30 protein-coding genes are annotated in these 25,762 nt (G+C 62.2%); 7 read left to right on the top strand and 23 right to left on the bottom strand.

All coding sequences use genetic code 11. The features are described from left to right. Positions 1-18: 18 nt before the first annotated feature. From OEG82_RS07930 to OEG82_RS07920, 3 genes are all read right to left on the bottom strand, one after another. The gene (locus OEG82_RS07930; protein ID WP_267611888.1) at positions 19-306 is read right to left on the bottom strand and encodes a type II toxin-antitoxin system RelE/ParE family toxin; all 288 of its coding nucleotides are present in this window, start codon (positions 304-306) and stop codon (positions 19-21) included. A gap of 2 nt (positions 307-308) precedes the next feature. Beyond that, on the bottom strand, positions 309-560 hold the full coding sequence (locus tag OEG82_RS07925; protein ID WP_267611887.1) for a type II toxin-antitoxin system ParD family antitoxin: 252 nt from the start codon (positions 558-560) through the stop codon (positions 309-311). A 135-nt stretch (positions 561-695) separates the two neighbouring features. Then, positions 696-2,261 (bottom strand): trimethylamine methyltransferase family protein, encoded by a 1,566-nt coding sequence (locus tag OEG82_RS07920; protein WP_267611886.1) that lies wholly within the window; start codon positions 2,259-2,261, stop codon positions 696-698. Between the two features lie 85 nt (positions 2,262-2,346). Between OEG82_RS07920 and OEG82_RS07915 the strand changes: the two genes are divergently transcribed. After that, the gene (locus OEG82_RS07915; protein WP_267611885.1) at positions 2,347-3,264 is read left to right on the top strand and encodes a LysR substrate-binding domain-containing protein; all 918 of its coding nucleotides are present in this window, start codon (positions 2,347-2,349) and stop codon (positions 3,262-3,264) included. On the opposite strand, the gene OEG82_RS07910 is transcribed toward OEG82_RS07915, so the two are convergent. Then, on the bottom strand, positions 3,254-4,621 hold the full coding sequence (locus OEG82_RS07910) for a putative bifunctional diguanylate cyclase/phosphodiesterase (protein ID WP_267614894.1): 1,368 nt from the start codon (positions 4,619-4,621) through the stop codon (positions 3,254-3,256). The two genes, OEG82_RS07915 and OEG82_RS07910, sit on opposite strands and share 11 nt — an antisense overlap. Positions 4,622-4,736: 115 nt before the next feature. Next, entirely contained in the window at positions 4,737-6,452 is a 1,716-nt protein-coding gene (locus OEG82_RS07905; protein WP_267611884.1) for a response regulator, read from the bottom strand. Positions 6,453-6,730: 278 nt separating this feature from the next. Here OEG82_RS07905 and mutL point away from each other — a divergent pair, with 278 nt between their 5' ends. Together mutL and OEG82_RS07895 are read left to right on the top strand one after the other, a co-directional pair. After that, positions 6,731-8,572 carry a DNA mismatch repair endonuclease MutL gene (gene mutL, locus OEG82_RS07900; protein ID WP_267611883.1) on the top strand — a complete coding sequence of 614 codons (1,842 nt, stop codon included), beginning with the start codon at positions 6,731-6,733 and terminating at the stop codon, positions 8,570-8,572. A 91-nt stretch (positions 8,573-8,663) separates the two neighbouring features. Continuing rightward, entirely contained in the window at positions 8,664-8,891 is a 228-nt protein-coding gene (locus tag OEG82_RS07895; RefSeq protein ID WP_267611882.1) for a DUF2093 domain-containing protein, read from the top strand. Between the two features lie 9 nt (positions 8,892-8,900). On the opposite strand, the gene lpxK is transcribed toward OEG82_RS07895, so the two are convergent. From lpxK to OEG82_RS07865, 6 genes are all read right to left on the bottom strand, one after another. After that, entirely contained in the window at positions 8,901-9,929 is a 1,029-nt protein-coding gene (gene lpxK / locus OEG82_RS07890) for a tetraacyldisaccharide 4'-kinase (RefSeq protein ID WP_267611881.1), read from the bottom strand. Then, positions 9,923-11,266 carry a lipid IV(A) 3-deoxy-D-manno-octulosonic acid transferase gene (gene waaA / locus OEG82_RS07885; protein ID WP_267611880.1) on the bottom strand — a complete coding sequence of 448 codons (1,344 nt, stop codon included), beginning with the start codon at positions 11,264-11,266 and terminating at the stop codon, positions 9,923-9,925. Before waaA ends, lpxK begins: the two co-directional genes overlap by 7 nt. Beyond that, positions 11,263-11,976: a lysophospholipid acyltransferase family protein gene (locus OEG82_RS07880; protein WP_267611879.1), complete on the bottom strand. Its 714-nt coding sequence runs from the start codon at positions 11,974-11,976 to the stop codon at positions 11,263-11,265. Before OEG82_RS07880 ends, waaA begins: the two co-directional genes overlap by 4 nt. 74 nt (positions 11,977-12,050) lie before the next feature. Continuing rightward, positions 12,051-12,299 carry a DUF4170 domain-containing protein gene (locus tag OEG82_RS07875; RefSeq protein WP_267611878.1) on the bottom strand — a complete coding sequence of 83 codons (249 nt, stop codon included), beginning with the start codon at positions 12,297-12,299 and terminating at the stop codon, positions 12,051-12,053. Between the two features lie 66 nt (positions 12,300-12,365). Then, entirely contained in the window at positions 12,366-13,172 is an 807-nt protein-coding gene (locus tag OEG82_RS07870; RefSeq protein ID WP_267611877.1) for a 3'(2'),5'-bisphosphate nucleotidase CysQ, read from the bottom strand. After that, the gene (locus OEG82_RS07865; RefSeq protein WP_267611876.1) at positions 13,159-14,493 is read right to left on the bottom strand and encodes a TldD/PmbA family protein; all 1,335 of its coding nucleotides are present in this window, start codon (positions 14,491-14,493) and stop codon (positions 13,159-13,161) included. The genes OEG82_RS07870 and OEG82_RS07865 overlap by 14 nt, the downstream gene beginning before the upstream one ends. Positions 14,494-14,595: 102 nt before the next feature. Here OEG82_RS07865 and OEG82_RS07860 point away from each other — a divergent pair, with 102 nt between their 5' ends. The 4 genes from OEG82_RS07860 to OEG82_RS07845 all read left to right on the top strand — a co-directional run bounded on the left by OEG82_RS07860 (position 14,596) and on the right by OEG82_RS07845 (position 18,791). Continuing rightward, positions 14,596-16,413 carry a monovalent cation:proton antiporter-2 (CPA2) family protein gene (locus OEG82_RS07860; RefSeq protein WP_267611875.1) on the top strand — a complete coding sequence of 606 codons (1,818 nt, stop codon included), beginning with the start codon at positions 14,596-14,598 and terminating at the stop codon, positions 16,411-16,413. A 68-nt stretch (positions 16,414-16,481) separates the two neighbouring features. Beyond that, positions 16,482-16,673, top strand: coding sequence for a hypothetical protein (locus tag OEG82_RS07855; protein WP_267611874.1), 192 nt, complete (start codon positions 16,482-16,484; stop codon positions 16,671-16,673). 259 nt (positions 16,674-16,932) lie between these two features. Beyond that, entirely contained in the window at positions 16,933-17,352 is a 420-nt protein-coding gene (locus tag OEG82_RS07850) for a VOC family protein (protein ID WP_267614893.1), read from the top strand. Further along, positions 17,349-18,791, top strand: coding sequence for an MATE family efflux transporter (locus tag OEG82_RS07845; protein WP_267611873.1), 1,443 nt, complete (start codon positions 17,349-17,351; stop codon positions 18,789-18,791). Before OEG82_RS07850 ends, OEG82_RS07845 begins: the two co-directional genes overlap by 4 nt. A 107-nt stretch (positions 18,792-18,898) precedes the next feature. Here the strand turns inward: OEG82_RS07845 and OEG82_RS07840 are convergent, their stop codons facing one another. The 12 genes from OEG82_RS07840 to OEG82_RS07785 all read right to left on the bottom strand — a co-directional run bounded on the left by OEG82_RS07840 (position 18,899) and on the right by OEG82_RS07785 (position 25,722). Next, on the bottom strand, positions 18,899-19,180 hold the full coding sequence (locus tag OEG82_RS07840; protein WP_267611872.1) for a hypothetical protein: 282 nt from the start codon (positions 19,178-19,180) through the stop codon (positions 18,899-18,901). An 83-nt stretch (positions 19,181-19,263) separates the two neighbouring features. Further along, positions 19,264-19,476 (bottom strand): hypothetical protein, encoded by a 213-nt coding sequence (locus tag OEG82_RS07835; RefSeq protein WP_267611871.1) that lies wholly within the window; start codon positions 19,474-19,476, stop codon positions 19,264-19,266. A 128-nt stretch (positions 19,477-19,604) separates the two neighbouring features. Continuing rightward, a complete protein-coding gene (locus tag OEG82_RS07830) occupies positions 19,605-19,796 on the bottom strand; it encodes a hypothetical protein (RefSeq protein WP_267611870.1) in 192 nt (63 codons plus the stop codon). A 32-nt stretch (positions 19,797-19,828) separates the two neighbouring features. After that, positions 19,829-20,002: a hypothetical protein gene (locus OEG82_RS07825; RefSeq protein WP_267611869.1), complete on the bottom strand. Its 174-nt coding sequence runs from the start codon at positions 20,000-20,002 to the stop codon at positions 19,829-19,831. A 52-nt stretch (positions 20,003-20,054) separates the two neighbouring features. Then, the gene (locus OEG82_RS07820) at positions 20,055-20,237 is read right to left on the bottom strand and encodes a hypothetical protein (protein ID WP_267611868.1); all 183 of its coding nucleotides are present in this window, start codon (positions 20,235-20,237) and stop codon (positions 20,055-20,057) included. A gap of 41 nt (positions 20,238-20,278) precedes the next feature. Continuing rightward, the gene (locus OEG82_RS07815; protein WP_267611867.1) at positions 20,279-20,464 is read right to left on the bottom strand and encodes a hypothetical protein; all 186 of its coding nucleotides are present in this window, start codon (positions 20,462-20,464) and stop codon (positions 20,279-20,281) included. A 3-nt stretch (positions 20,465-20,467) separates the two neighbouring features. Beyond that, positions 20,468-20,707: a hypothetical protein gene (locus OEG82_RS07810; RefSeq protein ID WP_267611866.1), complete on the bottom strand. Its 240-nt coding sequence runs from the start codon at positions 20,705-20,707 to the stop codon at positions 20,468-20,470. Further along, positions 20,707-21,885, bottom strand: a complete 1,179-nt coding sequence (locus OEG82_RS07805; RefSeq protein ID WP_267611865.1) for a radical SAM/SPASM domain-containing protein — start codon at positions 21,883-21,885, stop codon at positions 20,707-20,709. The genes OEG82_RS07810 and OEG82_RS07805 overlap by 1 nt, the downstream gene beginning before the upstream one ends. Before the next feature lie 216 nt (positions 21,886-22,101). After that, entirely contained in the window at positions 22,102-22,302 is a 201-nt protein-coding gene (locus OEG82_RS07800) for a hypothetical protein (protein ID WP_267611864.1), read from the bottom strand. 394 nt (positions 22,303-22,696) lie between these two features. Next, the gene (locus OEG82_RS07795) at positions 22,697-23,581 is read right to left on the bottom strand and encodes a patatin-like phospholipase family protein (RefSeq protein WP_267611863.1); all 885 of its coding nucleotides are present in this window, start codon (positions 23,579-23,581) and stop codon (positions 22,697-22,699) included. After that, complete coding sequence (gene rsmD / locus OEG82_RS07790; RefSeq protein WP_267614892.1) at positions 23,574-24,191, bottom strand: 16S rRNA (guanine(966)-N(2))-methyltransferase RsmD; 618 nt, start codon at positions 24,189-24,191, stop codon at positions 23,574-23,576. Before rsmD ends, OEG82_RS07795 begins: the two co-directional genes overlap by 8 nt. Further along, positions 24,172-25,722 (bottom strand): pseudouridine synthase, encoded by a 1,551-nt coding sequence (locus OEG82_RS07785; RefSeq protein WP_267611862.1) that lies wholly within the window; start codon positions 25,720-25,722, stop codon positions 24,172-24,174. The genes rsmD and OEG82_RS07785 overlap by 20 nt, the downstream gene beginning before the upstream one ends. Positions 25,723-25,762 lie beyond the last annotated feature (40 nt).

Here is a 25,762-nt window from a genome sequence, read left to right as displayed (position 1 = left end):
CCTGCGTGAACCGCATCATCACTCATCCATCCAGTCTTCGTGGCTGTGACGAATGCGAAGGATGAGGATTTCATCGTTCTGCGTCTGCATGTAGATGATCAGATGCGCCTTGAATGGATGGACCCTCACCGGCGGTGTGATTTCATGGCGCTCCCGGGCCATTAGCGGATTTGCCGCAATCAATTCGAACATCTCGAACAGTTGCAGGTGGTAGCTCAAAGCCTGGGTTTCGCCGAAAAGCCTGAGACCGGCCTCGGCAATGCCGATGATATCGTCTTCGGCCTGGACCGTAAGCCGAAAGCCCATTGTCAGTCCGTGCTCCCGGCAGCAATTCGAGCGCGCGCCTCTTCGAACAGGCTGTCTTTGGATCTCCGGCCAGCTCCACTTTCCAGCCCCTCATCAACGAAGCGCTGCATGGCAATAATCTTGTCGGAGCGCTCCTGATCCTTGCGGATGAGGTCGCGCACGTAGTCACTGGCATTGGCGTAGCGGCCGGTCTCGGCGCGAGATTCAACCCACTCTTTCATCCGGTCCGGCAGGGACACATTCATGGTCGCCATGAGAATTCTCCTTTGACGAAATATACAAGTCGATGACAAACTTTGTCAATTTTTGCCATGACCTGATTTCCGGAGCATTAGGGGCGCCCAAAGGCCGGACAGTTCCATAAAAGGACTCCGGTAAGTAGCCGGTTCTCAATACCACGCGTCGGCAAGTTTGGCTTTGGTCCGATCGACGAATTCAACCAGCGCCTCGTCGGTCGCTTCATCCATCGGCGGCGGCTGGTAGTCGGCCAGCATCTGCTTCCAGCGCAAATTGGCCCGCGTTGCCGCATCTGTCTGCCCGGCGATTTCCCATTTTTCGAACGGCTCGTTGTCGGCGACTGCCGAATCCCAGAATGCCGTCTGGTAGTTTTCCATGGTGTGGGCGCAGCCGAGAAAATGCTTGCCGACCCCCACTTCCAGAAAGGCGTCGATGGCGAGCGAATTGTCATCGACCACGACGCCGGCGAGATAGGAGTGCAGCGCACCGCAGAAATCCATGTCCATGACGAATTTCTCGTAAGACATCGACAAAAGCCCGTCGAGGAAACCGGCTGAGTGGAGAATGAAATTGGCGCCGCAATGAACCGCCGACAGCATCGACATGGTGCCTTCGTTCATCGCCTGCGCATCGGGCAATTTGGAGTTGGAGAAATTGCCGGCGCATCTCAATGGCAGATTCAGCCTGCGCGCCAGTTGCCCGATCACCATCGAGCCGATGGCGGGTTCGGGGGTTCCGAAGGTCGGAGAGCCCGTGCGCAACGACATTGACGACAGGAAATTGCCGAAGATCACCGGCGCGCCCTTGCGCTCAAGCTGGGTCAACGCGCAGCCGGCCATGGTTTCGGCCAGTGACTGGGCAATGGCCCCGGCATTGGTCACCGGCCCCATAGCGCCGCCGAGAATGAAGGGCACGATCACCGCCGCCTGGTTGGCGCGGGCATAGGCACGCAGCACATTGGTCATGGTGCCGTCCCAGACCAGCGGCGAGTTGACGTTGACATTGCCGAGGATGACGCAATTTCGATCGACGAAATCGCGGCCGAAGACGATCCGCGCCATCTCGATGGATTCCTCGGCGCGGCTTTCCGCCGTCACCGAGCCCATGAAGCAGCGATCGGAATATTTCAGATGCGAATAGACCATGTCGAGATGGCGCTTGTTCACCGGCACATCCACCGGCTCGCAAATCGTGCCGCCGGAATGGTGCAGCCATGGACTGGATTGCGCCAGCTTGATGAAGTTGCGGAAGTCCTCGATGGTGCCGTAGCGGCGCCCCTTGTCGAGATCGGTGACGAAGGGCGAACCATAAGCGGGCGCGAACACGACGCTCTTGCCGCCGATTTCAACATTGTTGGCCGGATTGCGCGCGTGCTGGGTGAAGCTTGACGGCGCGGACTTCAAGATCTCGCGCAGCATTCCCGGCGGGAACCTGACCAGCAGACCGTCGACATCGGCGCCAGCCCTTTTCCAATGCTGCAGCGCCACCGGGTCATCGCGGAACTCGATCCCGACCTCGGCCAGTATCCTGTCGGCTGCCGCCTCGATCTTGAGGAGATTGTCCTCGCCCAGAATGTCGTAGGTGGGAATGTTGCGGATGATATAGGGAGCCGCGCGGTGCGGCAGTTCGGTTCCGTGACCGGCCCGGCGGCCGTCGCGTCCCCCTGCCCGTTCACGCCGTCTTCCCGGCTTCGCCTCGATAATCTCTGCAACATCCATGGCACGTCCTCCGAACCCGAAGTCTAGGCACATCATGCCTTGATGTAATGCTGGAAAATTTCAGGGCTTTGGATAAGGTGAGCTTATGAATAACCTTCGCCACCTGTTGCCTTCCGCCGGCAATCTCATCGTTCTGGAAGCGGCCGGCCGGCATGCGAGCTTCACCAAAGCCGCCATAGAGCTGGGCATGACCCAGGCTGCGGTGAGCTACGCGATCCGGTCGCTGGAAACGCAGCTCGGCACGCCGTTGTTCAACCGCGCCCACCGTGCGGTGTCGCTAACCGAAGCCGGCAGGCGGTTTCATGCGGATGTGACGCTTGGCCTGAGTCATATCCGCAAATCGGCCGAGGATATTCGCGCGCGGGGCCGCTCCAACACCGTAACGCTGGCGGCGTCGACGGCCTTTGCATCGCTGTGGATGCTGCCGCGGCTGCACCGGCTGCGCGATGATCTGCCCGATGTCGACCTGCGCATCCAGACCGCTGACCGGGATCTCGAAATTGCCACTGAATCCATCGAACTGGGCGTGCGCGGCGGACGCCCCGAGGACTGGCCCGACTATCACAGCGCGCTGATCGCGCCCGAGGTGATCGAGGCCGTGGCCAGCGCCGCCTATCTTGAAAAATACGGCATGCCCGAGAGCGTCGCTCATCTCACCCAGCACCGGCTGATCCACCTCGAGGAGCCGTTCCGCAGCGCCTGCGACTGGCGACAGTGGTTCCTGAGCGCCGGCGTCAATGCCACCACGGCAAACCGCGGCCTTGCGATCAATGACTATGTGCTGGTGATCCAGGCGGTGATGGAAGGACAAGGGATCGCGCTAAGCTGGCGCCATCTGACCACGCGCCTGATCAGCTCCGGCCTGGTTCAGAAGGTCACGGATCATCAACTCGTCACCGGGGCGGCATTTCATGTGATCTGGCCGAAGGCGAAGCCGCTGCCGCCTCAGGCGGAGATGGTCCTGGACTGGCTGACGAAGGAAGGGCGCGAGATCAGCGACTGACACCGAAGGGATTGGAAGGATTGCCCTGGGCTCTCTCCTGGGCCTCGATCAGGTCCATGGCCGTTGCCGCGTCGACCGCCTTGCCATAGAGCCAGCCCTGGCCGGTCTTGCAGCCGAGTTCCCTCAACTTGGCCGCCTGCTCCTCGGTTTCGATACCTTCGGCGATCACCTTGAGATTGAGCCCTTCGCACATTGCCAGAATGGCGCGCACGATGTGCTCGGCCGATTTGTCCATGGTGATTTCGCTGACAAAGCTCTGGTCGATCTTGACCTTGTTGAAGGCGAAGTCGCGCAGGCGTCCTAGGCTGGACTGTCCGGTACCGAAATCATCGAGCGACACCCGGATTCCGACGCTGCGCAATTCATTGACGACCTTGGCGGCAACCTCCGGGTCGGTCATCATCGCGGTTTCGGTGATTTCCAGTTCCAGACGGCGGGGATCGAAGCCGACACGGTTGATCACGGCGAGAACATTGAAGGCCGTTGCCGGGTCGACCAGTTGCGCAGACGAAAGGTTGAACGACAAGAACAGGTCGGAGGGCCAGTGCTTGGCCGTTTCGGCCGCCTTCTTGAGCAAGGTCTCGGTCAGGGAATCAATGAAGCCGCGTTCCTCGGCGAGCGGAATGAACAGGCCGGGCGAAATGGAACCCAGCTCCCGGTCGGTCCAGCGCGCCAGTGCCTCAAATCCCTGGATGGCTCCATCGGCCAGATTGACGATGGGCTGGAAATGAACCGAGACCTCATCGGCAATGATGGCCCGGCGCAGCGCCTGCTCGACCTGCGTCCCGCGCCGCATCTCTTCGGCGATTTCTTCGGAATAGACCGTGATCTGGCCGCGGCCGCGTCGCTTGGAACGGTAGAGCGCGGTATCGGCGCTCTTGAGCAACTCGGCGAATTGCTCACCAGCAAAGGGATAGACGGCAAAGCCGAAGGACGCCGACAGCCGCACATTGCGGTCGCCGAGATCATAGGGGGCTGACAGCACGTCCTTGAACATGCGGCCGATCTTCTCGGCGCCCTTTTTCTCGAAGACCAGCGGCAGCACGAAGGCGAACTCGTCGCTTTCGATCCGGGCGACAAAGCCGCCATCGGGGAGGCAGGCCCGCAGCCTGTGGGCCACCTGGCACAGGATCTCGTCGCCGGCGGCATGGCCGAAAAGATCGTTGATCGGCTTGAACCCGTCAATATTGGCGATGCCGATGGTAAAGGGCGCGGGGTCGTCGGCGCGTTCGGCGGCGAGTTTGCGGATCTTGTCCATAAGCCTGCGGCGATTGCCCAGCCCGGTCAAAGGGTCGGTATAGGCGATCGCCTTCGGATTGATCTGCACCGTATCCATGGTTTCGACTTCTGGAGTCATCAAAAAACGCTTTTCCGCCCGTATGATAGTCCTTTCAGGATGCCGCAGATGTCTTAATATTGTCCTATTGCATGCGCGCCTAGAAACCACCGGTGGTTTTGGCGCGAACCGGCACTCAGCCCGTTGCAAATGCGCGGCGCGCAGCACCGATCCACTTCTCGATGATCAGTTCCAGCTTCTCCGGGCTTACCGGTTTGGACAGATAATCATCCATTCCCGCCGCAAAGCAGCGTTCCTTGTCACCATTCATGGCATGGGCGGTCACCGCGATGATCGGAACATGCGCGTCGTCACCGGTAGCGGCCGCTTCGGCGTCGCGAATGGCCTGGGTTGCCTGCAAGCCGTTCATCCCGGGCATGGAAATATCCATCAGGATCAGATCCGGCACCGAAGCCTGCCAGGCGGCGACAGCCTCGTGGCCATTGGAAACAATGCGGAAATCGACCCCTATCCCCTCGAGAATCTGTTCGAATACGATCTGGTTGACGTCATTGTCCTCGGCCACCAGCACCCGCGGGCGGACAATCTGTGAGCCGCCAAGCGGTTTCGAATCGGGCACGGCTGCGGCTGCGGCAGGCGCTGTCGCCGGCGCGGGCACTGTTTGCACGGGCACGTCCGCCGGTTCGGCCCGCCCGGGAATCCGCCGCGAGGGGGCCGCCTGTCTCGTGCCATCGGCAATGCGGCGCTCGACCGCTCGCCTGAGCAAATCATGCTCGGCTGACACCGTCATTGCGGACAATTCCAGCGCCATCTCTATCGATATGTCCACATCACTGATTTCGATACCGGCGGAGCTGGCGGCGTCGAGGAATGCCAGGGCTTCGTGCACATCGGCAATCGCCACCGCATCGGCGCCTGACGACTTCAAGCCCGCCACGCGGATTGCGGACCGGTGCCTGTTTTCATCGAGTACCAGCACGCGGCCCGTCGGAGCGGGCCGCGCTTCGGCTGCAGCCAGTGGAATGTGGGCGTCTGCGGCGGCTTTCTTGCCATAGCGGGAAATGGTCTGGGGTCGAAACTTGCCGCTTTCGATAAAGGCGCTGACATCGTCGAACGAGATCGTGACATAGTAATTGCCGGGCGTTCCCGAACGCCGAATGCGCGTGATGACATGCATCACATTGCCATCGGCGCGAAAGATGTCCTCGACGGTTTCATAGGGCACTCCGGTGGCCAGCACATCGCCTTCGATCTTCTCGAAATGGGCGGCGAGCTCGGGTTCGACCAGTTCGGCCGCGGTGCGGCCCAGAACCTGCTTGGGGTGCAAGCCGGGGATCCGGCAGAAGGCGTCATTGACCACCACGTAGCGAAGCTCGGAATCCTTGACCACCACCGGATTGGCGAGATTGTCGAGGATGTGTTGCGACAGCTCGGCCTGATGCCGTGTCCGTGTCAGTTCGGTTTCCTGGTGCTTGTAATTGGTGACATCGGAAAGCGTGCTGATCAGTATCCCGTCGGACATCCGCCGTTTGCACAGCCGGACCCAACGTCCGTCGGCGAGCTTTTCGATGCTTTCATAGCGTTCGCGCCAGTGAACCGCGATCCGTTCCGCAATCCAGTCCTCGCGCGAAATATTGCGCGGCCGGCCATTGGTCGACCCGAGCACGCCGCCGCCGGCATCATAGGCCGCGCCAAACAGGTCGCGGAGCCGGGCACCGGGCATGAGCACGTCGGGAGAGATGTCGAAGAAGCGGCGAACCTGGGTGCTGGCGGCAATCAGCGTGTCGTTGCGGTCATAGATCATGATGCCGATATCAAGCGCCAGAGCCAGGCCCTCGATGGTTTTGGCTTCGAAGGAGCGACCCTGAATTCCGCTTTCATTCAATGCCATGTCAGTTCTATCCGATGCAATAACAGGTGGCCGGAATACTCATCTGGTGACCAACCCCACCGGGTCCGGAACATTTTCCCCTCGAACAAGCAGCCAGTTCATGTCGCCCGATTATCGCATCGGAGTGTTAAGCCGAAATTAACCACGCCAACCGAGAAATCCTTGGTGGAATGTGATGTTGGCCTCCCAGGGCCAGGCTGAGAGAGCTGCAAACAGATTTATCTGCGCCACACGGCTTCAAATATTGCGTTGCAGACCGAATCCCTCAACATGGTCACATGCGCATCCATCAACTGCCAGAGACCCTGATCAACCAGATCGCCGCCGGTGAAGTCATCGAGCGGCCGGCGAGCGTTGTGAAGGAACTCGTTGAAAACGCCATCGACGCCGGCGCCCGCAGGATCGAGATTGCCACCGCCGTCGGCGGCAAGGCGCTTGTCCGGGTGGTTGATGACGGGCTGGGCATGGACGCCGACGATCTGGCTCTCGCCGTGCGCCGCCATTGCACCTCGAAGCTCGACCAGAGGCTCGACGACATCCGCACACTCGGCTTTCGTGGTGAAGCTCTGCCCTCGATCGGATCGGTGGCGCGGCTGACGCTGCGATCGCGGCCGAAAGATGCCGCCCATGCCAATGAAGTCTCGCTGGCGGGTGGGGTTCCGACTCCGCTCAAACCGGCCGCGGCCAATCAGGGGACGACGGTGGAGGTGCGCGACCTGTTCTTTGCCACCCCTGCCCGGTTGAAGTTCCTGAAATCCGACCGCGCCGAAACCGCAGCGATCACCGAAATCGTGCGGCGGATTGCCATCGCCTTTCCGTCGGTGCGGTTCACTTTGTCGGGGCCGGACCGCTCGACGCTGGAGCTGCCCTCGACCGGCGAAGACCGGCTGGCCCGCATCGCCCAGGTGCTGGGCAAGGAATTTGCCGCCAACACGATCGCAATCGATGCCATGCGCGAGGACGTCGGGCTTTCCGGCCATGTCGGACTGCCGACCTGGAACAAGGCAAATTCGCTGTCGCAATATGCCTTCGTCAATGGCCGCCCGGTTCAGGACAAGCAGATCCTGACGGCCATCCGCGCCGCCTATTCCGACACTTTGCCGCGCGGCCGCTATCCGGTCGCGGTGCTGTGGATCACGCTGGATCCGGCGCTGGTCGATGTCAATGTCCACCCGGCAAAGGCCGATGTCAGGTTCAGGGATCCGGGTCTGGTCAGGGGTCTGATCATCGGCGCGATCCGTCAGGCGTTGAGCGCCGAGGGAGATCGCGCCTCGCCCTCGGCCAGCGTCAGCCTGGCTCAGGCCTTCCGGTCGGTTGAGCCGGCCGCGGCCGGACAAAGCCAGGCCGGCTGGACCCAGAGCCGGTTCGGCGGACTGGCCCGGCCGCCGGTTGCTGCCGGCTGGCAGATGGATCATTCGCCCTCGCGGCCCCTGCGTGATGCCCCGCAGGGGTTTGGCGAACAGGGCCAGCCGGACATTTCGGGCGCGGCCATGCCCTCGGCAAGGGTTGACGACGCCGAGCATGACCAGGCCGCCATCGCCCATCCGCTCGGCGCCGCGCGCACGCAGATCCACGAGAACTACATCGTCGCCCAGACCAGCGACGGGCTGGTGCTCGTTGATCAGCACGCAGCCCATGAGCGACTGGTATTCGAGCGTTTCAAGAAAGCGCTGCAGGCGGGAACCGTGCCGTCGCAGATCCTGCTGCTGCCCGAGATCATCGACCTGCCGGAAGATGATTGCGACCGGCTGGCCGACCGCGCCGGGGATCTGGCGGAATTCGGGCTGGTGCTCGAGCGGTTCGGACCCGGCGCGATCGCCGTGCGGGAAACCCCGTCCATGCTGGGTGAGACGGATGTCGGCGGACTGGTGCGTGACCTTGCCGATGAAATCGCCGAGTGGAACAGCGCCGACGGATTGCGCGACCGGCTGGAAGCCGTGGCCTCGACCATGGCCTGCCATGGCTCGGTGCGCTCGGGACGGCGGCTGATGCCTGAGGAAATGAATGCATTGTTGCGCGAAATGGAGCGCACCCCCGGATCGGGGCAGTGCAATCACGGCCGCCCGACCTATATCGAGTTGAAACTCGCCGATATCGAAAAACTGTTTTCGCGCCGCTGACGTGATGCCTGTTCCAACCGCGGCCGCCCCAACTTGCAATTTGGAAGGCGGGACGGCATACAGCGGTTGAACCCAACGGGAGCAATCTGACATGAACCGTTTTGAAGGCCCCGGCGACCGCCCGGCAAAGATTCGCTATCAGGATGGCGATTTTCAGATCCTGATGCCGGGCACCCATGTGGTGTGCGCCGTGACAGGCGAAAGAATTCCGATCGAAGAGCTGAAATACTGGAGCGTGGCGCGGCAGGAAGCCTATGTCGACGTGCATGCCTCCGTCACCGCAGACCAGCGCGCCGGCCTGTTGCCAAGCCGGAGCTGACGCGCGAGCTTAGCTGCTGTTGCGACGCCGCTTGAATGCCGCCACGGCCGCATTGATGATGGCGCCGGGAACATCGGGACTGTCGAAGGCCAGATCGATCGAAAGCACGGCGGTCTTTTGAACCAGGTCAAGCGCCCGGCCATGGCCGGCCTGCAGCCGGACATAATCCTTTTCCGTGGTGATCAGGTCGAGACCGTACAATTCGGCGTCGGCAAGCAGATCATTGATCTCGTCATCGGTGAAATGGTGGTGATCGGGAAATCCCTGCCGCCGCGCCAGACGGACATCGGCGCGTTCGAGCGTTGCAAAGAATTTCTCGGGATCGCCAATCGCCGCGAAGGCAAGGCAATTCCGGCCCTTGAACTCGTCGGCATTGCGCGGCTGCAGACGGGCGAGATGGATCGGCTTGGCGGCGCGTGCGGCCAGCCGGATCATCGGATCGGCGCCAGTGCCCTCACCGACCACGACCAGCGCATCGGCGTGGCGGACCTGGTCCATGATCGGCGCGCGCACCGGCCCGGCGGGAAAGACGCAGCCATTGCCGATGCCACGGCGAGCATCCACCACCAGCAAGGCCTGGTCGAAAACCAGCCGGGCGCTTTGAAAGCCGTCATCCATAATGATCAGGTCAGCGCCGCTGCGAACCAGCAGCTCGGCGCCCTCCACCCGGTCGGCCGAGACCACCGTCAGCGCCTTGGCGGCAAGCAGCATCGGCTCGTCTCCCACCAGCCGCGCGGTGTCCCGGGCCGGATCAACGACGGTGGCGTGGCGGACGCCGCCGCCATAGCCGCGCGAAAGGAAACCGGGAGTGAACCCGCCGGCGATCGCAGTCTCGGCCAGCGCCAGTGCGGTGGGAGTCTTGCCCGACCCGCCGACCGTGAAATTGCCGACACAGATGACCGGGACGCCAATGGCCTTGCGCACCCGGTGATCCATGATGCGGCGCGCCACACGGCCGTAGATCCAGCCAAAGGGCGATAACAGCGCCGACTGGACGCCGGCAGATTGCCACCAGAACGGAGGCGCTTCACTTACCATTGGCCGCCTGCCCGGTTCTCCGTATTCTCATTCTCGCGCGGCAGCAGCCGGGCTTTCACAGTCAGGGGATTGATATAGGGCTCAAGCGCGCGGATGGTGGCCTTGAGCGCACCGCGCATGTCGCGCAGGGTCTTCTCGCCGCCCTCGGCCATGGCCTGGCGGGCCTGCGGATTGGACAGCAGGAAATGCACCGACTTGGCCAGCATTTCGCCATCCCGGACAAAGCGCGCGCCGCCATTCGTGATCAGCTTGGCATAGCTTTCGCGGAAATTGTCGACATTTTCGCCCGCCAGCACCGAGCAGCCGAGCATGGCGGGTTCGAGCGGGTTCTGTCCGCCGCCGCCCTTGAGCGACTTTCCGACAAAAACCACCTTGGTCAGGTTGAGATACAGCCCCATCTCGCCAATGGTGTCGCCCAGAAACACATCGGTCGACGCATCGATGGCGTCACCGCTGGAACGGCGCACGACCGTCAGCCCCCGGGCCACCAGCATGGCTTCGACAGCATCGGCGCGATCGGGATGGCGCGGAACCAGAATGCTCAGCTGCTTGTGGCGCGGCTTGAGCGCCCGGTGGACGGCTGCGGCAATCTCGTCCTCGCCCTCATAGGTCGATATCGCTGCCCATGTCGGCCGGTCACCGATCTGCGCCTGCAGCCTGGCCAGTTCATCGGCATCCCATGGCGGCGCGGTCGTATCCACCTTGAGATTGCCCGACACACTGACCGGCCTTGCGCCGAGCGCCAGAAACCGCTCCGCATCCAGATCGGACTGGGCAATGACGTGAGAGAGATTTTCAAACAGCGCGTCGGCAAGGCTGGGACGCTTGCTCCAGCGTGCGAATGACCGGTCCGACAGCCGGCCATTGACCAGCACCTGCGGCGTGCGGCGCACACCCAGCTCGAGGATGGTCATCGGCCAGATTTCCGATTCCGCAATGATCGCCAGGTCGGGCATCCAGTGGTTGAGGAAACGCGACACCGCTGGCTTGAGATCAAGCGGCACATATTGGTGGATGACCGTGTCGCCAAGCCGCTCGCGCGCCACTCCTGCAGATGTGACCGTGCCGGTGGTCAGCACCACCGAGATGCCGCGCCGGCGCACTTCCCTGATCAGCGGAACGACCGCCGTGGTTTCCCCGACACTGGCGGCGTGAAACCAGACCAGCGGGCCGGCAGGCCTGTCGATGTCGGAAAGCCCATAACGCTCCTTGCGGCGTCCGCGCTCTTCCTTGCCCTTGGCGGCACGGATGGCGAGATAGGGACCGAGCAGCGGATAAAGACCCGCACCGAACCAGCGGTAGCCAATCAGCGCCGCGCGAGCCCAGCCGCGGCTCATGTGGCGGCCTCGACAGCGCGCATCGCTTCGTCGGTGACACGATTGAGCTCGGCGGTGAGCTGCGCCCGCTTCTCGGCGATCTCTTCCCTGCCGGCCTTGGCGGACACGAAGATCGGCGGCGCCAGGCGCACGCTTCTGGTGCCGAACGGCAGGTTGATGGTGGTCTTGTCCCAGGTTTTCTCAAGCACGTGGCGGCGGCTTGTCGCCAGCGCCACCGGGACAATCGGCCGGCCGGAGATTTTTGCCAGGGTGATGATGCCCTCACCCGACAGGCGTGCTTCGCCCTTGGATATATCGGCGATCATGACCACATTGATGCCGCTGCGAAGCGCGTCGCGCATGGAGATAAGGGCTTTGACGCCGCCTTTTTCCGAAGCCGCGCGCGCCTCGCGCCCGCCGGAACCGCGGATCACCGTGATCCCGGCGCGCGCCAGCACACGCGCATTGATTTCGGCGTCGGCGCTGCGCGACACGAGCGAGGTGAATTTGCGGTTGCATGGCGCGGCATAGGGCACCAGCAGATGCTGGCCGTGCCACAGCGCAAAGATCGCCGGCCATTCGCCCTCGATCAACGCCTCCCAGTCGGTGGAGGTGCCGTTGTCGCGATTGCTGCGCCAGATCGCACCGAGCATCCAGTGGATCAGCGCCGAGCCGGTGCGCTGGATCCATTCGGACTGCAACAGTTTCTTGCCCAGACGACGCCGGTTCATCTTCTCGCTAAGCTGTTGAAGCCTAGGCGCTGCCTCGGCGTCCGGTTTGGTCATAATGGCTTTCGTCCGCGCCCTTAAGACGCGGTCTTGTTTTCGTTGTGCGGGTCCAGCATCCGGTGCATGTGAACGATGAAATACCGCATATGGGCATTGTCGACGGTCATTTGCGCCTTGGATTTCCAAGCCTGAAGGGCCGACGCATAATCGGGAAATATCCCGACGATGTCGAGCGCGTCCAGGTCTCTGAACTCCATCGATTCGAGGTTGGAGAGTTCGCCGCCAAAGACGAGGTGTAGAAGCTGCTTGTTTTTGCCATCGGGCATGGGGTTGCTCCACGAATAAACGATGCTGCCAATCAAGCCGCGGTTTGCGGCAATTCCCGGGAAAGGTCAATGCCCGTTGGCTGGCCGCAGCAACTCCAGCAGCCCCGGCGCCTGTTCGTGCGACGCTGCCACGAGTAGACCGCGGGACGGGTCGGGCGCATTGTAGACCAGGCGATTGCCCTCCCTGTCGACGAGCACATGGCCGGTTTCAGCCAGCATGCAATCGGCAGCGGCCAGGTCCCATTCGCTGGATCGCGGACGAATGTAGAGACCGTCGAGACTGCCTTGCGCCACCGCGGCCACCCGCAGCGCCAGAGAGGGCCCGCCGGGTACCTTGTCCAGACTGTCCTTCGCGCCGGGACGCATTTCTGTCGCAACCACATCGGGAACGGCGACGCGCAAAGGCGTCTGCGACGGCGCGGCGTCCCCCATTGCCAGCGGGACACCATCCAGAAACGCGCCGCCGCCCAGATGGGCAAGCCAGACTTCGCCGCGTGCGGGGGCTGCCAGCACACCGGCCACCGGCCGGCCGTCCTCGACCAGTCCGATGCTCACACACCAGTCCGGCCGGCCGGAGACATAGGCGCGGGTGCCGTCGATCGGATCGATGATGAAAACGCGGCGATGCGACAGCCGCTCTTCGGTGTCGATGGCTTCCTCGGACAGCCAGCCATAATCGGGCCGTGATTCCGTCAGCATCTTGCGCAGCAACAGGTCGATGGCAATGTCGGCTTCGCTGACCGGGGAGCGGCCCTCGTTCTTGTACCAGACCTCCGGATCCTTGCGGAAATGCGACATGGCGATGTCCGCAGCCAGACGCGAGGCTTCGAGCATCAATGCCAGGTCGTCTGCATAGTCGCTAGTCGCCGGCAAGCGTCATGCCCTCCACGGCAATGGTCGGAGCCGCCACCGAATATTTGGGATCGATGTCATTGGCCAGGACCATGCGCTTGAACATGTCCTTGAGATTGGACGCGATGGTGACTTCGGACACCGGGAAGGTCAGCTCGCCGTTCTCGATCCAGAAGCCGGACGCGCCGCGGCTGTATTCTCCGGTAATCGCATTGACGCCCTGTCCGATCAGTTCGGTGACGTAGAAGCCGTTGCCGACGGAGGCAATCAGCTCTTTCGCGGATTGCGGGCCCGGGGTGACGAGGACATTGCTCGAAGACGGTCCGCCGCGACCGGCGCGGCCATTGGTGGTCAGTCCCAGTTCGCGCGCAACCGACGTGCTGAGATACCATTGCTGCAGCACGCCGTTCTCGACCATGGTCAGGGGACCCTCGGAGATGCCCTCGCCATCGAAGGGACGGGAACCCGATCCGCGGCGGACAAAGGGATCATCGACCAGGGTGAGCCCGTCGATTGCCACCTGCTTGCCCATCATGTCGCGCAGAAAACTGGTCTTGCGGGCAACCGACGCGCCGTTGATGGCCGACACCAGATGACCGATCAGGCCGCGCGCCACCCGCGGATCGAAAACCACGGTGACATTGGACGCGGTCTTGACCTTGCGCGGATTGACCTTGGCTACCGTCCGTTCACCGGCGCGGCGGCCGATGGTTGCGGCATCATCAAGATCGGCGAGGAAGACGCGGCTGTCGAAATCGTAATCGCGCTCCATCTTGACGCCTTCGCCGGCGATCACACTCACCGATGTCGAAAACCCGGATCGCTCAAAGGCGCCCGAGAAACCGTGCGAGGTGGCGAGGACCATGCCGAAAAGCCCGGCGCCTGCCCCGGCGCCGATTGAGCTCGCCACGCCGGACACATCCAGTGCCGCAGCTTCGGCCGCGGTTGCGGCCTCCACCAGGGCTTCGGCCGGAGGTTCGGTGGAATCGAACAGTTCCAGATCAGGCCAGGTCCGGGCCAGCCTTTCGGCATCGGCAAGACAGGCATAGGGATCTTCAGGCGACACCCGGGCCATGGCGACGGCACGGGTGGCAAGAGCTTCCTCATCGGCGCCGTGACCGGCCTGGACGGTTGCCACCTTCTGCCCGACAAACACGCGAAGACTGAAATCATCCGATTCGGACGACTCGGTGTTTTCCACCTGCCCATTGCGCACGGACGCAGATCGCGACCGGCGGCGAACCACCACCGCATCTGCCTGATCGGCACCGGCGGCGCGGGCGCGCTCGATAAGTCGCTCGGCTGTCGCCAGCAAGCCTTCAGATTGTTTGGATTCGCTCATGTTTTTTGGCCTTTCGCTTGGCTCTCATGTATTGTCCCGAGGGTCAAGCATCAAGCCCATCATGGTCCGTGCGGTCCGGAATTGAAAACAGGAGCATCTTGAATGGTCGCAGGCGAAGCCAACCTTTACACCGAAGGCCTGATCCTGCTGTGCGGTGCCACCGTCGCCGCTCCCCTGTTCAAGAAGATAGGGCTTGGCACCGTCCTGGGCTACCTTGCTGCCGGAATCGTGATCGGTCCGCTGCTGCGTATCATCACCGATGGCGAGGGAATCCTGCATTTTGCCGAGCTCGGCGTCGTGCTCTTGTTGTTCATCATCGGACTGGAGCTCAAGCCGTCACGGCTGTGGCAGATGCGCCGCGACATTTTCGGACTGGGGCTGATGCAGGTCGTGGTCTCGGCCGCCCTGTTGTTTGCAGCCGCCATTGCCATTGGCGGGCAACCCTGGGCGGCGGCAAGCGTGATCGGCTTCGGCCTGGCGCTGTCGTCCACCGCTTTCGGCATCCAGATCCTGGAAGAGCGCGGCGACCTCAACACCCGATACGGGCAGCAATCCTTTTCGATCCTGCTGTTCCAGGATCTGGCCATCGTGCCGATCCTGGCGCTGATCCCGCTGGTTGCGCCGACGACCGCGGATCACTCCGGTTCCCTGCTGGTTGACATCGCCGTCACCATCGGCGCCATTGCCGCCCTGCTGGTGGCCGGTCGTTATCTGCTCAATCCGCTGTTTCAATTGATTGCCGGAACCGGCGCCAAGGAGGCGATGATTGCCGCGGCGCTGTTTGTGGTTCTGGGCTCGGGAACGCTGATGCAGGTCGCCGGCCTGTCGATGGCGCTGGGCGCCTTCATCGCCGGCGTGATGCTGGCCGAATCCTCCTACAGGCATGAACTCGAGGCCGATATCGAGCCGTTTCGCGGCATCCTGCTCGGATTGTTCTTCATGGCGGTGGGGCTGTCGCTCGATCTTTCGGTGATCGCCGACAATATCCTGGTGATTGTGATTGCCGTCCCGGTTCTGATGGTCATCAAGGCGCTGGTCATCTACGGCGTCTGCCGCATGTTCGGATCCACCCACAATACCAGCATCCAGATCGCCGGATTGTTGCCGCAGGGCGGTGAATTCGGATTTGTCATCTTCACTGCGGCCGCCGCGGCCGGCGTTTTTGCCCAGGCCACTGCCTCGCTGCTGATTGCGATCGTCACCATTTCCATGGCCTTGACGCCGCTGGCGGCGCTGCTGGCAAACCGGCTGATGCAGACGGTGGATGACGAGCAGATGGATGAGGATTTTGCCGGCGCAGGCTCGGACGTCCTGATGGTAGGGTTTTCGCGCTTCGGCCAGATCGCCTCGCAGATCCTGCTCGCCGGCGGTTCCGACGTGACCATCATCGACCATTCGGCGGAGCGGATCCGCTCGGCTTCCAAATTCGGCTTCAAGATCTATTTCGGCGATGGCACCCGCAAGGACGTGCTGATTGCTGCCGGGATCAAGCGGGCGAAGATCGTGGCTGTCTGCACGCACAAGCAAGAAATCACGGACAAGGTTGTCGACCTTATCCAGGCCGAATTTCCCACCGCCCGCATTTTTGCCCGCGCCTATGACCGGACCCACACATTGTCACTGCGCGCCCGGGGCGTGGACTACGAGGCGCGGGAGACCTTTGAATCCGGCATGCTGTTCGGACGCAAGACACTGGAATCGCTTGGCGCGACAGAAGATCAGGCGCTGGAAATCAGCCATGATGTGCGTCGTCTCGACGAGGAACGGCTTGCATTGCAGGCGGTCGAGGGACTGCTGGCCGGGCAAGACAAGCTGCACACCCGTCCGGTCACGCCGGAACCGCTGATGAAGCCGAAGCGCGAATCCGAACGGCTGGACAAGCCGCTTCCACCCGGATTGAGCACGTCAGACCCTGCTTAGGCCCTTGCCTTTCGGAACCAAATATTCGCCGCTGCATTGAAGCTCCGTTATCCAACGGAGTTTGCACAATGACCGATCATGAACGAAACACGACTGTCGTCACCTCAGGTGGAGGGTCAGGTTGGTTTGTCGCAATTCTGCTTCTGCTGGTCATCGCTGCCGGCGGTTTCTACCTCTATAGCTCGGGCGTCCTGGGCGGCGGCAGCGATGTCAATGTGACGATCGACGTGCCGGCAGACGTTGTTCCAGACGCCAATTGATAGTCCTGACTTTTCAGGACAAAGCCATGGGAGGGCATCGGCGATTGACCGATGCGTTTCCACATCTGTTGTTGAGACATTTTCCTGCAGCCGGGATGGCAGGGAACAGGTTTTTGCGCGAGGCCCGGTCGACGGTTGACTGCGGAACGCGGCGGCAGGGCGCTTGCCTTTGCAGGGAGCGATCTCTGGACAAACCGCTCAAACAGGATCAAACCATGTTCAATCCCGCATGAGCACAGACATGGATGAAAGATTGATCATGACGCCGTTTCACCTAGCCTTCCCGATCCGCGACATTGAAGAGACCCGCCATTTCTATGGCAACCTGCTCGGCTGTCCGATGGGGCGTTTCACCGAGAGCTGGATCGATTTCGACCTCTTCGGCCACCAGATGTCGGGCCATGTCCGTCCCGATGCCGGCCAGGCAGCCGAGACCGGCGCGGTTGACGGGCATTCGGTGCCGATCCCGCATTTCGGCGCCGTTCTGCAGATGGACGACTGGAAGGCGCTTGCCGAGAAACTCGTGTCCACCGATGAGAAGATCGACTGGATCATGAAGCCGACCGTGCGTTTTGAAGGACAGCCCGGCGAACAGGCAACCCTGTTCATCCGCGATCCGTCCGGGAACGCGCTGGAATTCAAGGGATTTGCGGATCTGGGCCAAGTCTTCGCCTCATGACCGGAGCCAGGCCACAGGCCGCAGCAAGGGGTGAACCGGCGAAATTCGTCACCGGTTCCACCATGCGCCATGTGGTGACCATGACCGCGACCGGGTCGGTGGGGCTGGTGGCGATCTTTATCGTCGACGCGCTCAACCTGTTCTATATATCGCTGCTCGGCCAGCAGGAACTCGCCGCGGCCATCGGCTATGCCGGAACGCTTCTGTTCTTCAGCAGCTCGATCGCCATCGGCCTCTCGATTGCCGCAACCGCCCTGACCGCGCGCGCGCTCGGCCGTGGAGACCGGGCCGAGGCCCGGGAGATTGCCGGAGCGTCGATCGCCTATATGCTGATCCTGATGATCGCGACTGTCGCACTGGCCTATCCGTTTCTGGGCCGGCTGGTGCGGATGATGGGCGCCCAAGGCGAGACGGCGGCGCTGGCGACGGAATTCATGCAGATTGTCCTGCCCTCGCTGCCGGTGCTGGGTGTCGGCATGTGCATGGGCGCGCTTTTGCGCGCCGTCGGCGACGCCAAGCGATCGATGTATGTGACGCTGGGAGCCGGCGCGCTGACCGCAGTGCTGGATCCGGTGTTCATCTTCGGCTTCGACCTCGGCATCCACGGCGCGGCGATCGCCACGGTGATCTCGCGATTTGCGCTGGTCGGCATCGGTCTATACGCGCTTGTCCGGGTGCACAATCTGCTCGCCATGCCGTCGAGATCGGTTATTGCGCGCGAGTTCACGCCATTCCTCGGCATCGGCCTGCCGGCATTGATGACCCAGATCGCCACCCCTGTCGGCAATACCTTCGTGACCACGACCATGGCGCAACACGGCGATGCGGCCGTGGCCGGCTGGGCCGTGGTCGGGCGGCTCATTCCGGTGGCATTCGGCGCGCTGTTCGCCCTGTCGGGTGCGGTCGGACCGATCCTGGGACAGAATTACGGCGCCAAGCGCTATGACCGGCTGGTCTCGACCATGCGCGACAGCCTGATTTTCATCATGATCTACAGCCTGGTGGCCTGGGCTCTGCTGGCGCTGTTTCGCAACCAGATTGCCGATCTTTTCGGAACGGTCGGAGACGCGCGTGAGGTGATCCTGTTCTTCTGTCTCTTTGTCGCCGGCAGTTTCCTGTTCAACGGCATGCTGTTTGTCGCCAATGCCGCGTTCAACAATCTCGGCTTCGCGCTTTATTCGACGATGTTCAACTGGAGCCGGTCGACGCTGGGCGTGATCCCGTTCGTCTGGCTCGGCTCAAGCTGGTACGGCGCCACCGGCGCGCTGGCCGGCTATGGCCTGGGCGCGGTGGTGTTCGGTATTGCCGCCGTGATTGTCAGTTTCAGAGTGGTGGCCAAAATCGGCGACACCGATGGCGGCGGGCCTGACCCGGTCCCGGTCCCGGTGCCGGCGGCGGCCCAGTCGGCATTTACCAGCGGCAAGGCCTCGACGCTTTGACGCTGTAGCCGGATGCTATCCAGCTGCGTTGCGGCATGATCCCGTTGCCCCTGGCACCGGTGCTGCGCTCAGGGGCAGAATGAAACGCCTGGCTACGGGATGCAGCCTCAGGACATGTCGGTGACGACATGAGAACAGGTGTGACAGACCTTGCCGCCCTCCTGCGAGTACCAGCGGCAGGTTTTCCGAATGGCGCATTTGGGCAAGGGCCCGGTCATGTCCTCATCCACGGCCAGTTGCAGCGCTTTGGCGGCGAGGTTGCATCCGGTGCCGTTCCAGAAGCCGCATCCGGTCACGCAAGCGCTTGAGAACCGGAAGCGCTTGGTTGGCGATGGTCCTTCATTGGCCTGATCGACGAATTCCTGGTCGATCGGTATCGGTTTCGCCAACCGGATGATCCGATCATCCGGTCCGACCAATCCATGCAGCTTTGCCCCGGGAGCGCACGGGGCGCTGGGGCAATCCCGGTCGGTCACCGAATCTCTACCCACAGGCCATCGGTGTGGCCGCCGCCAATCGGCCGCAGCGAGGCGATGCGTTCCTTCATGTTGGCGGAGCGCAAATCAATCTTCGCCAATTTGTTCATGACGACTTCCTTGATGGCGCCGTTGAGCTCTTCTTCCATGCCCTTGGGCAATTCGCCCTCGATGACAACCTGATATTCCTTTTTCATCTTGCTCTCCATTGAAGTGGTTTCTTTCTTCAAATGTTGCGGTGTCTCGCAGCCTGATGAGCCAGCCCAGACCACCCATCAGGGGCGAGGCCATGTCTCCGCGGTTCATCGTCCGGCCCGAGCCGGACCTGTCGGCCGCTTCAGCCGGCGGCCTTGGCCAGTTCATCATGGGCGGCGCGCCAGTCTTCCACGCCCTCCTGGGCCCGCGACATCAGGTGATCGCTCACCTTCAGCATCGCCTTCATCAAATCCTTATCGCCGCTCTCTGCGACGGCCCTGATCGCCACGCCATACAAGGGCATGATCACCGGTCCATCATATTGACTTGCCATTTCCATCTCCTTTGTTGTTGGGGTTTCGCGCTTCAGCCGGCGGCTTTCTCCAGTTCGCGATGGGCCTCTGCCCAGTCGCTGGTGCGGTCGGTGTCGGCGCGCTTGGCACAGAAGTCGCTGACCTTGATCATGGCTTGCATCAAGTCAGTGTCACCACTGGCAATCACGTCGCGAATGGGCACGCCATAGGGTGTCATCGGAGGCATTTTCATCTCCTGCTCCTCTCGTTTCGGTTCCGGATCTGCGGACCGGCCAGTTTCAGGACAGGGCCTTCTTCAGCTCGCCATCGGCGTTCTGCCAGTCGTTGAGTGCCTCGTCCCGTCCTGCCGCGCGTGACAGCATGAAGGTGCTGACCTTGGAGACAGCCTGCATCAGCTCCTTGTCACCGGTGGCCATAGCCTCGCGAATGATCACACCGTAAAGCATTCTCATTTCTGCCATTTTCCAACTCCTTGTGATTGATATTCCGGATTTTGCTGCGTTCAGGACGCTGCCTTGACCAGTGCCGCATGGGCGTCTTCCCATTGCGTGCGATCGCGATCGGAAACCTTGAGATCCATGCTCTTAAGGAAATCGCTGTATTTGATGAAGGCCTGCATCAGATCCTTGTCGCCGGTTGCGATCGCGTCTCGCAGGATGACGCCGTAAGGGGGAATAATGTTTTTCATTTCCTAGTCCTCCGCTTTGGTTTTCCGCGGGGTGCGGGTGGTGGCTTGTTCCATGACGGTCAGCAGCCGTTCCAGCGCGTCACGGGCATAGAAGCCGTCATCCTTGTAGCGGCCGCCCGGAACGGTCGTGTCGTGCCCGCAATGCGGGCAAGGCGCATCGACCCGGCGCACATATTCGGCGCAGTTGAGGCATAGCGGCAGGGCGACGGAGGGTTTGCCCTTGGGCATCCGGGACAGGTCCATCAGATCTGCTCCTCGACGATTTCGAACAGGCCGACGGCAAAGGGCGTGTCGGGGGCTTCCTGGATCTTGCGGACGCGTTCGCGGATGCCACGCTTTTCCAGCTCCGACACGCGGTAATAGCAATAGGGATTGTTGCCGGGTTTGCGGAACAGGGAATCAGCTGTCCATGTGCAGCCGCCGCGGCAGACATCGGAATACATGCAGCCCTTGCAATGGCCCCAGAGATGTTCGGTCGAACGGGTGCGGTTGAAGGCAAGTTCGGGTGAATTCTGCCACATGTCCTCGAGCGTCAGATCGCGGATATTGCCGCCGGAATAGCGCTCCTTGGGCAGTGACGGACAGGCCTTGATCGTGCCGTCCGCCTCGATCCCGATGGCGTTGTGGCCCGCAGGGCAACCGGCATAATGGCCACCGCCCTGCCCGCCGCGCCACAGCACCTCGTGCTTGCCGAAATACCCGATATTGTTGCCGGGACGCACGGTGACACCGATGGTCTGGGCGTGGCGGAAGATCCCGGCCACTTCATCCATCACCGGCTTGACCAGATAGGGCTGCAGCAGGACATCGTCATTGTCGGCGGCATTTCCCATCGCCACCGTCCACTGCAATTGCCAATGGCTGATGCCGGCGTCGGCGACCACGTCGAAGATCTCGCGCAGATGGGGATAGCTGATGACGTTGATCTGGGTGTTCGCGCTGGTCACCATCCCCAGATCCCCGGCGATGCGCAGGGCTTTCAGACAGGACTGGTAGGAGCCGTTGCGGCCGCGAATGCGATCATGATCGGCCTCAAGGCCATCCACCGAAACGCCGATCCCGCCAAGCCCCGCATCCAGAGCGCTGCGCAGCATCCTTTCGTTGAGCCCATAGGCTCCGGTCTGCATGGTGCACAGAATGCCGTGACTGGTGATACGTTCAATCAGCCTGAGCCAATCCTTGCGCAGAAAGGCTTCTCCGCCGATCACCGTGACTTCGCGGGTGCCCAGGGCCGCCATCTGGTCGATCAGGTCGAAGGCCTCATCAGTGTCGAGCTCGTCATCCCGGCGCACGCCGGCGCGCGAGCCGCAATGGCCGCATTTGAGATTGCAGGCGAGCGTGGTTTCCCACACGACGTAAACCGGCACGCAATGCTGCTGGTCCTGTTCGCTCAGAAGTCTTGGCGCAGACACATCATTCATGGTCTCGATCCGATTACAAAACGAGTTCTTGCGTGGCTCCCCTGCACGAAGCGCGCAGGAAAACCGTCTGTGGCGAGCATTGCACCGGGACTGCCTTGCTCGACGCCATTCCGTATGGCGGGCGCGTCAGGAGTCCGCTGGACAGACAGAGGAAGCCCCGCATTTCCAATCCGGGCCACCTTCCCTGCGCCTGGCATCCCGCTCGATGCAGGATGTCTAGTTCAGCGCCTTCATCAGGTCCTTGTGCGCCGCGTGCCAGTCCGAAATCATCTCGGATCCGTCATCGTCTGCGCGGCCCATCATGAATTCGCTGACCTTGGCGACGGCCTGCATCACGTCCTTGTCGCCGCTGCGAATTGCCTCGTTGATGATCACGCCGTAAAGCAGCACCGGCGGCCAGCCTTTTGAATCAGCCATGTCAATCTCCAATTGTTCGTTCCAAATTTTCGGTCACGAGAGAATCCATGAGCGCTTCCGAGATCAGTGATCGCGGATGATTTCGACACAAGGATTCGAAACGTTTATTTACTGTAACAATACTAACATGCAGCTGCGCTTTACGCAATTCCATTGCATGTTTTCATGCTAACCATCAAACTACACTTGATAGGTCATGTTTTACGAAAATGAAATCAACCGCAATAATTGTGCCTGCTTGGGAAAATCGAAACGATATTCCAAAGCTGGATGTGACGGGAAACCGAAGCGGAATAATTTTACCCAAAACAACGGCGATGATTTCCACTTGCGGCTCTCCACCGAAGACCTTAAAGGCCCGGAGAAAGCGCTTCATGGACTGGGCGAAAAGGGTCTAGCCGGCGTTGAAAAAGGCGAAGGCCGCGTCAAGATCGCGCTTGAGCTGTTCTGCGACAGCCCGCGATTCCTCGAGAATGTCCTTGGCCTTGAGAAAATCAAGAACGCGGAACTGGTGCACTTCCGGTCTGAGAAGGATATGCGGCGGATGCGCCTTGCGCTTCATCTCGATGATCGACTGCATCATCAGCTGGCTGGCACCGAACATCATGTCGACGGTGGACGGCACCTGACCAGGCATTCCCGAGGGCAGCCCGACCACGTCGACGCCGATGACGATATCGGCCAGGCCGCACAACTGGTCGAACGGCACCGGATTGAAGATACCGCCATCGATCATGATCCTGTCGCCGATCGTCACCGGTCGGAACACTGCCGGAATGGCAGCCGAGGCGGCAATGGCCAGGCGCAAGTCACCTTCGGTGCAGACCACTTCGCAATGGCCATAATAATCGGTGACCATGATCTTGGTGGGAATTGCGAGATCCTCGAACCGCCGCGCCACGCTGTCGGGCAGAAAGGCCTCAAGGATACGCTCGACATTGAACTGCCCCAGCCGCAGCCCGCCCTCCATCGCATCCTTGACGCCGCGCGGGCGGGCAGCTTTCCAGATCCTGCCAAAGGCGTTGGACGGTTTTCCGATGGTGGTGAGCGTATGGGCGCGGATCTCCTCGCCCGACAATCCCGAGGCCATGGAAGCGCCCATGATTGCGCCGATCGACGAGCCGGAGATTGCCACCGGCTGAATGCCCATGGCGTTGAGGGTCTCGATGATGTGGATATGGGCGAGGCCCCGCGCACCGCCGCCGCCGAACGCGACGGCGACTGTCGGGGTGGAGGATCGAACCGGGAGATCCGGTGTAACGGATGGGTTGTCAGGCATCGTCGGAACCGTTTTCGGTGGCATCGGCGTCCGGTGTTTCAGCGCCGGCTTGTGCTGGATTATAGCGGAATATCCGCATCACCGTGTCACCAAATGTACGGTCCTGCAGCAGTTCGAATGCCTGCCCCGGATCAGGCGATGCAGCGGCCTGTTCTTCCAGAACCACCAGCGCGCCGTCGCCGAGCCAGCCGCCCTGCGCAGCCGATGCAAGCGCCTGCTCGCCCAGGCCGCGGCCATAGGGTGGATCGGCAAACACCAGATCGAATTGCCCCATCGTGCCGCAGGGCCCGAGCTTGGTGGCATCGCGGCGGTACAGGCGCGCGCGTCCCTGCAAGCCGAGAGACTCGATGTTCTGCTGGATGATGCCGCGGCCTTCGACGCCGCTTTCCACGAACAGCGCCGAGCGGCAGCCGCGGGACAAGGCTTCCAGGCCGAGCGCGCCGGTGCCTGCAAACAGGTCGAGCACGCGCGTACCGTCCAGAGTTTCGGCATAGCCGTGGCTCAGGATGTTGAACAGGCTTTCGCGGCTCCGGTCTGTCGTGGGGCGGATCGACTGGGTTCTGGGTGCGGCAAGATTTCTGCCGCGAAACTCACCGCCGACGATCCGCACCTGGTCCACGTCCCTTGCCCGCGGCCGGCTTGCCGCCGCGATCACCTGACGGCCTGCCTTCCGGCGCCTTGCCGGGGCCCTTGCCAAAACTCTTGCCCGGACCCTTGGCAGGTCCATCGAATGACTTGCCGCCTGCCGGTTTGCCCGAGGGCTTCATGCCGGGCTTGCCACCGGGCTTTTTGAAGTCCCGTTCCGGTCTGGCTTCAGCGCCCTCGGCCGCAGGACGCGGCTTGGACCGGCCCTTGGGAAAGCTGCCACGCCGGGTGTCGGCGCGCTGATCGGCGCGCGCGGTCTTGCCGGCGGTGCGTTCGCCATCGCCCTTCTTTTCTTCAGCAACCGGGCGTGCGCCCGGCGCCATCCAGACATTGGTGGCGCGGCTGCGCTGTACGAAGCTGCGCTTGGCCGGCTTGCCGCCAGGCTCCTCGTTGCGCCCGCCGCCGGGCCGCTCTCCCTTGGGAGCGCCAAACGGCTTGCGCTCGCCGCGCTCGCGGTCCGAACCGCGATCACGATCCTTGCCGAAGGATTTGCCGTCACGCTCGGGCCGTCCGGGCCTGGTGTCGAGCCGGGCACGGGCGCGCTCGGTCTTCTCGGTGGCCGATATCCATTCGCGCTGCGCCGGTTTGGCGGGAGCCTTGGGCGCGGCTTCGGGCTTGGGCGGCGGCAGATGCTCGCTCAGGGGTGCATCGAAATTGGCGCCTGATTCTTCGATCATGCGCTCGCCAAGCTGCTCGCGCAGCGTCCGGCTTCGGATCTCGAACACTTCGCCTTCGCGAATCTCACCAAGCTGGAAAGGCCCGAAGGAAATGCGGATCAGGCGGTTGACGTCGAGGCCCAGCGCGCCGAGCACGTTCTTGATCTCGCGGTTCTTGCCTTCGCGCAAGCCCATGGTGATCCAGACATTGTGGCCCTGCTTGCGGTCCAGCGTCGCCTCGATGGCGCCATAGAGAACCCCTTCGACGGCGATCCCGTCCTTGAGCTCGTCAAGCCGGGCCTGATCGATATCGCCATAGGCGCGGACGCGGTAGCGCCTGAGCCAGCCGGTCTGCGGCAGTTCCAGCGTCCGGGCCAAGCCGCCGTCATTGGTCAGCAGCAGCAGGCCTTCGGTGTTGATGTCGAGCCGGCCGACGGTCATGACGCGCGGCAAGTGATTGGGCAACCTGTCGAAAACGGTCTCGCGACCCTCGGGATCCTTGTTGGTCGTCACCAGGCCCGCAGGCTTGTGATAGACCCAGAGCCGTGTCCGTTCGATGCCGCCAACCTCTTCATTGTCGACCTCGATACGGTCGGCCATCGACACGACGACGGCCGGGCTGTCGAGAATCTTGCCGTTGACCTTGATCCGGCCCTCGGCAACCATCCGTTCGACATCGCGACGCGACGCCACGCCGGCGCGGGCCAGGATCTTGGCGATACGGCCGCTTTCAGCGGCAGTCTCGGTCGCATCCGCCGGCGCCTTGCGAGGAGCAGCCTTGTCCGTTGCTGCCCTGTCGGACTGCGGTTTGCCGCGTTTGGGCTTGTCTTGTTCTGTCATTTGATGTTTGCCTGCCTTTGCAGCACCGGGCGTTGAATGT

It is taken from the genome of Hoeflea ulvae (genome assembly GCF_026619435.1).
GTDB lineage: Bacteria > Pseudomonadota > Alphaproteobacteria > Rhizobiales > Rhizobiaceae > Hoeflea > Hoeflea ulvae.
The sequence above is the reverse complement of the archived record's forward strand: the minus strand, read 5'-3'. Positions and strand labels throughout refer to the sequence as shown.

Bases quoted from the DNA above. Each gene is read 5' to 3' on its own strand.
- OEG82_RS07930 (WP_267611888.1), bottom strand. From the start codon at position 306: ATGGGCTTTCGGCTTACGGTCCAGGCCGAAGACGATATCATCGGCATT.
- OEG82_RS07925 (WP_267611887.1), bottom strand. From the start codon at position 560: ATGGCGACCATGAATGTGTCCCTGCCGGACCGGATGAAAGAGTGGGTT.
- OEG82_RS07920 (WP_267611886.1), bottom strand. From the start codon at position 2,261: ATGGATGTTGCAGAGATTATCGAGGCGAAGCCGGGAAGACGGCGTGAA.
- OEG82_RS07915 (WP_267611885.1), top strand. From the start codon at position 2,347: ATGAATAACCTTCGCCACCTGTTGCCTTCCGCCGGCAATCTCATCGTT.
- OEG82_RS07910 (WP_267614894.1), bottom strand. From the start codon at position 4,621: ATGACTCCAGAAGTCGAAACCATGGATACGGTGCAGATCAATCCGAAG.
- OEG82_RS07905 (WP_267611884.1), bottom strand. From the start codon at position 6,452: ATGGCATTGAATGAAAGCGGAATTCAGGGTCGCTCCTTCGAAGCCAAA.
- mutL (WP_267611883.1), top strand. From the start codon at position 6,731: ATGCGCATCCATCAACTGCCAGAGACCCTGATCAACCAGATCGCCGCC.
- OEG82_RS07895 (WP_267611882.1), top strand. From the start codon at position 8,664: ATGAACCGTTTTGAAGGCCCCGGCGACCGCCCGGCAAAGATTCGCTAT.
- lpxK (WP_267611881.1), bottom strand. From the start codon at position 9,929: ATGGTAAGTGAAGCGCCTCCGTTCTGGTGGCAATCTGCCGGCGTCCAG.
- waaA (WP_267611880.1), bottom strand. From the start codon at position 11,266: ATGAGCCGCGGCTGGGCTCGCGCGGCGCTGATTGGCTACCGCTGGTTC.
- OEG82_RS07880 (WP_267611879.1), bottom strand. From the start codon at position 11,976: ATGAACCGGCGTCGTCTGGGCAAGAAACTGTTGCAGTCCGAATGGATC.
- OEG82_RS07875 (WP_267611878.1), bottom strand. From the start codon at position 12,299: ATGCCCGATGGCAAAAACAAGCAGCTTCTACACCTCGTCTTTGGCGGC.
- OEG82_RS07865 (WP_267611876.1), bottom strand. From the start codon at position 14,493: ATGAGCGAATCCAAACAATCTGAAGGCTTGCTGGCGACAGCCGAGCGA.
- OEG82_RS07860 (WP_267611875.1), top strand. From the start codon at position 14,596: ATGGTCGCAGGCGAAGCCAACCTTTACACCGAAGGCCTGATCCTGCTG.
- OEG82_RS07855 (WP_267611874.1), top strand. From the start codon at position 16,482: ATGACCGATCATGAACGAAACACGACTGTCGTCACCTCAGGTGGAGGG.
- OEG82_RS07850 (WP_267614893.1), top strand. From the start codon at position 16,933: ATGACGCCGTTTCACCTAGCCTTCCCGATCCGCGACATTGAAGAGACC.
- OEG82_RS07845 (WP_267611873.1), top strand. From the start codon at position 17,349: ATGACCGGAGCCAGGCCACAGGCCGCAGCAAGGGGTGAACCGGCGAAA.
- OEG82_RS07835 (WP_267611871.1), bottom strand. From the start codon at position 19,476: ATGGAGAGCAAGATGAAAAAGGAATATCAGGTTGTCATCGAGGGCGAA.
- OEG82_RS07830 (WP_267611870.1), bottom strand. From the start codon at position 19,796: ATGGCAAGTCAATATGATGGACCGGTGATCATGCCCTTGTATGGCGTG.
- OEG82_RS07825 (WP_267611869.1), bottom strand. From the start codon at position 20,002: ATGCCTCCGATGACACCCTATGGCGTGCCCATTCGCGACGTGATTGCC.
- OEG82_RS07820 (WP_267611868.1), bottom strand. From the start codon at position 20,237: ATGGCAGAAATGAGAATGCTTTACGGTGTGATCATTCGCGAGGCTATG.
- OEG82_RS07815 (WP_267611867.1), bottom strand. From the start codon at position 20,464: ATGAAAAACATTATTCCCCCTTACGGCGTCATCCTGCGAGACGCGATC.
- OEG82_RS07810 (WP_267611866.1), bottom strand. From the start codon at position 20,707: ATGGACCTGTCCCGGATGCCCAAGGGCAAACCCTCCGTCGCCCTGCCG.
- OEG82_RS07805 (WP_267611865.1), bottom strand. From the start codon at position 21,885: ATGAATGATGTGTCTGCGCCAAGACTTCTGAGCGAACAGGACCAGCAG.
- OEG82_RS07800 (WP_267611864.1), bottom strand. From the start codon at position 22,302: ATGGCTGATTCAAAAGGCTGGCCGCCGGTGCTGCTTTACGGCGTGATC.
- OEG82_RS07795 (WP_267611863.1), bottom strand. From the start codon at position 23,581: ATGCCTGACAACCCATCCGTTACACCGGATCTCCCGGTTCGATCCTCC.
- OEG82_RS07785 (WP_267611862.1), bottom strand. From the start codon at position 25,722: ATGACAGAACAAGACAAGCCCAAACGCGGCAAACCGCAGTCCGACAGG.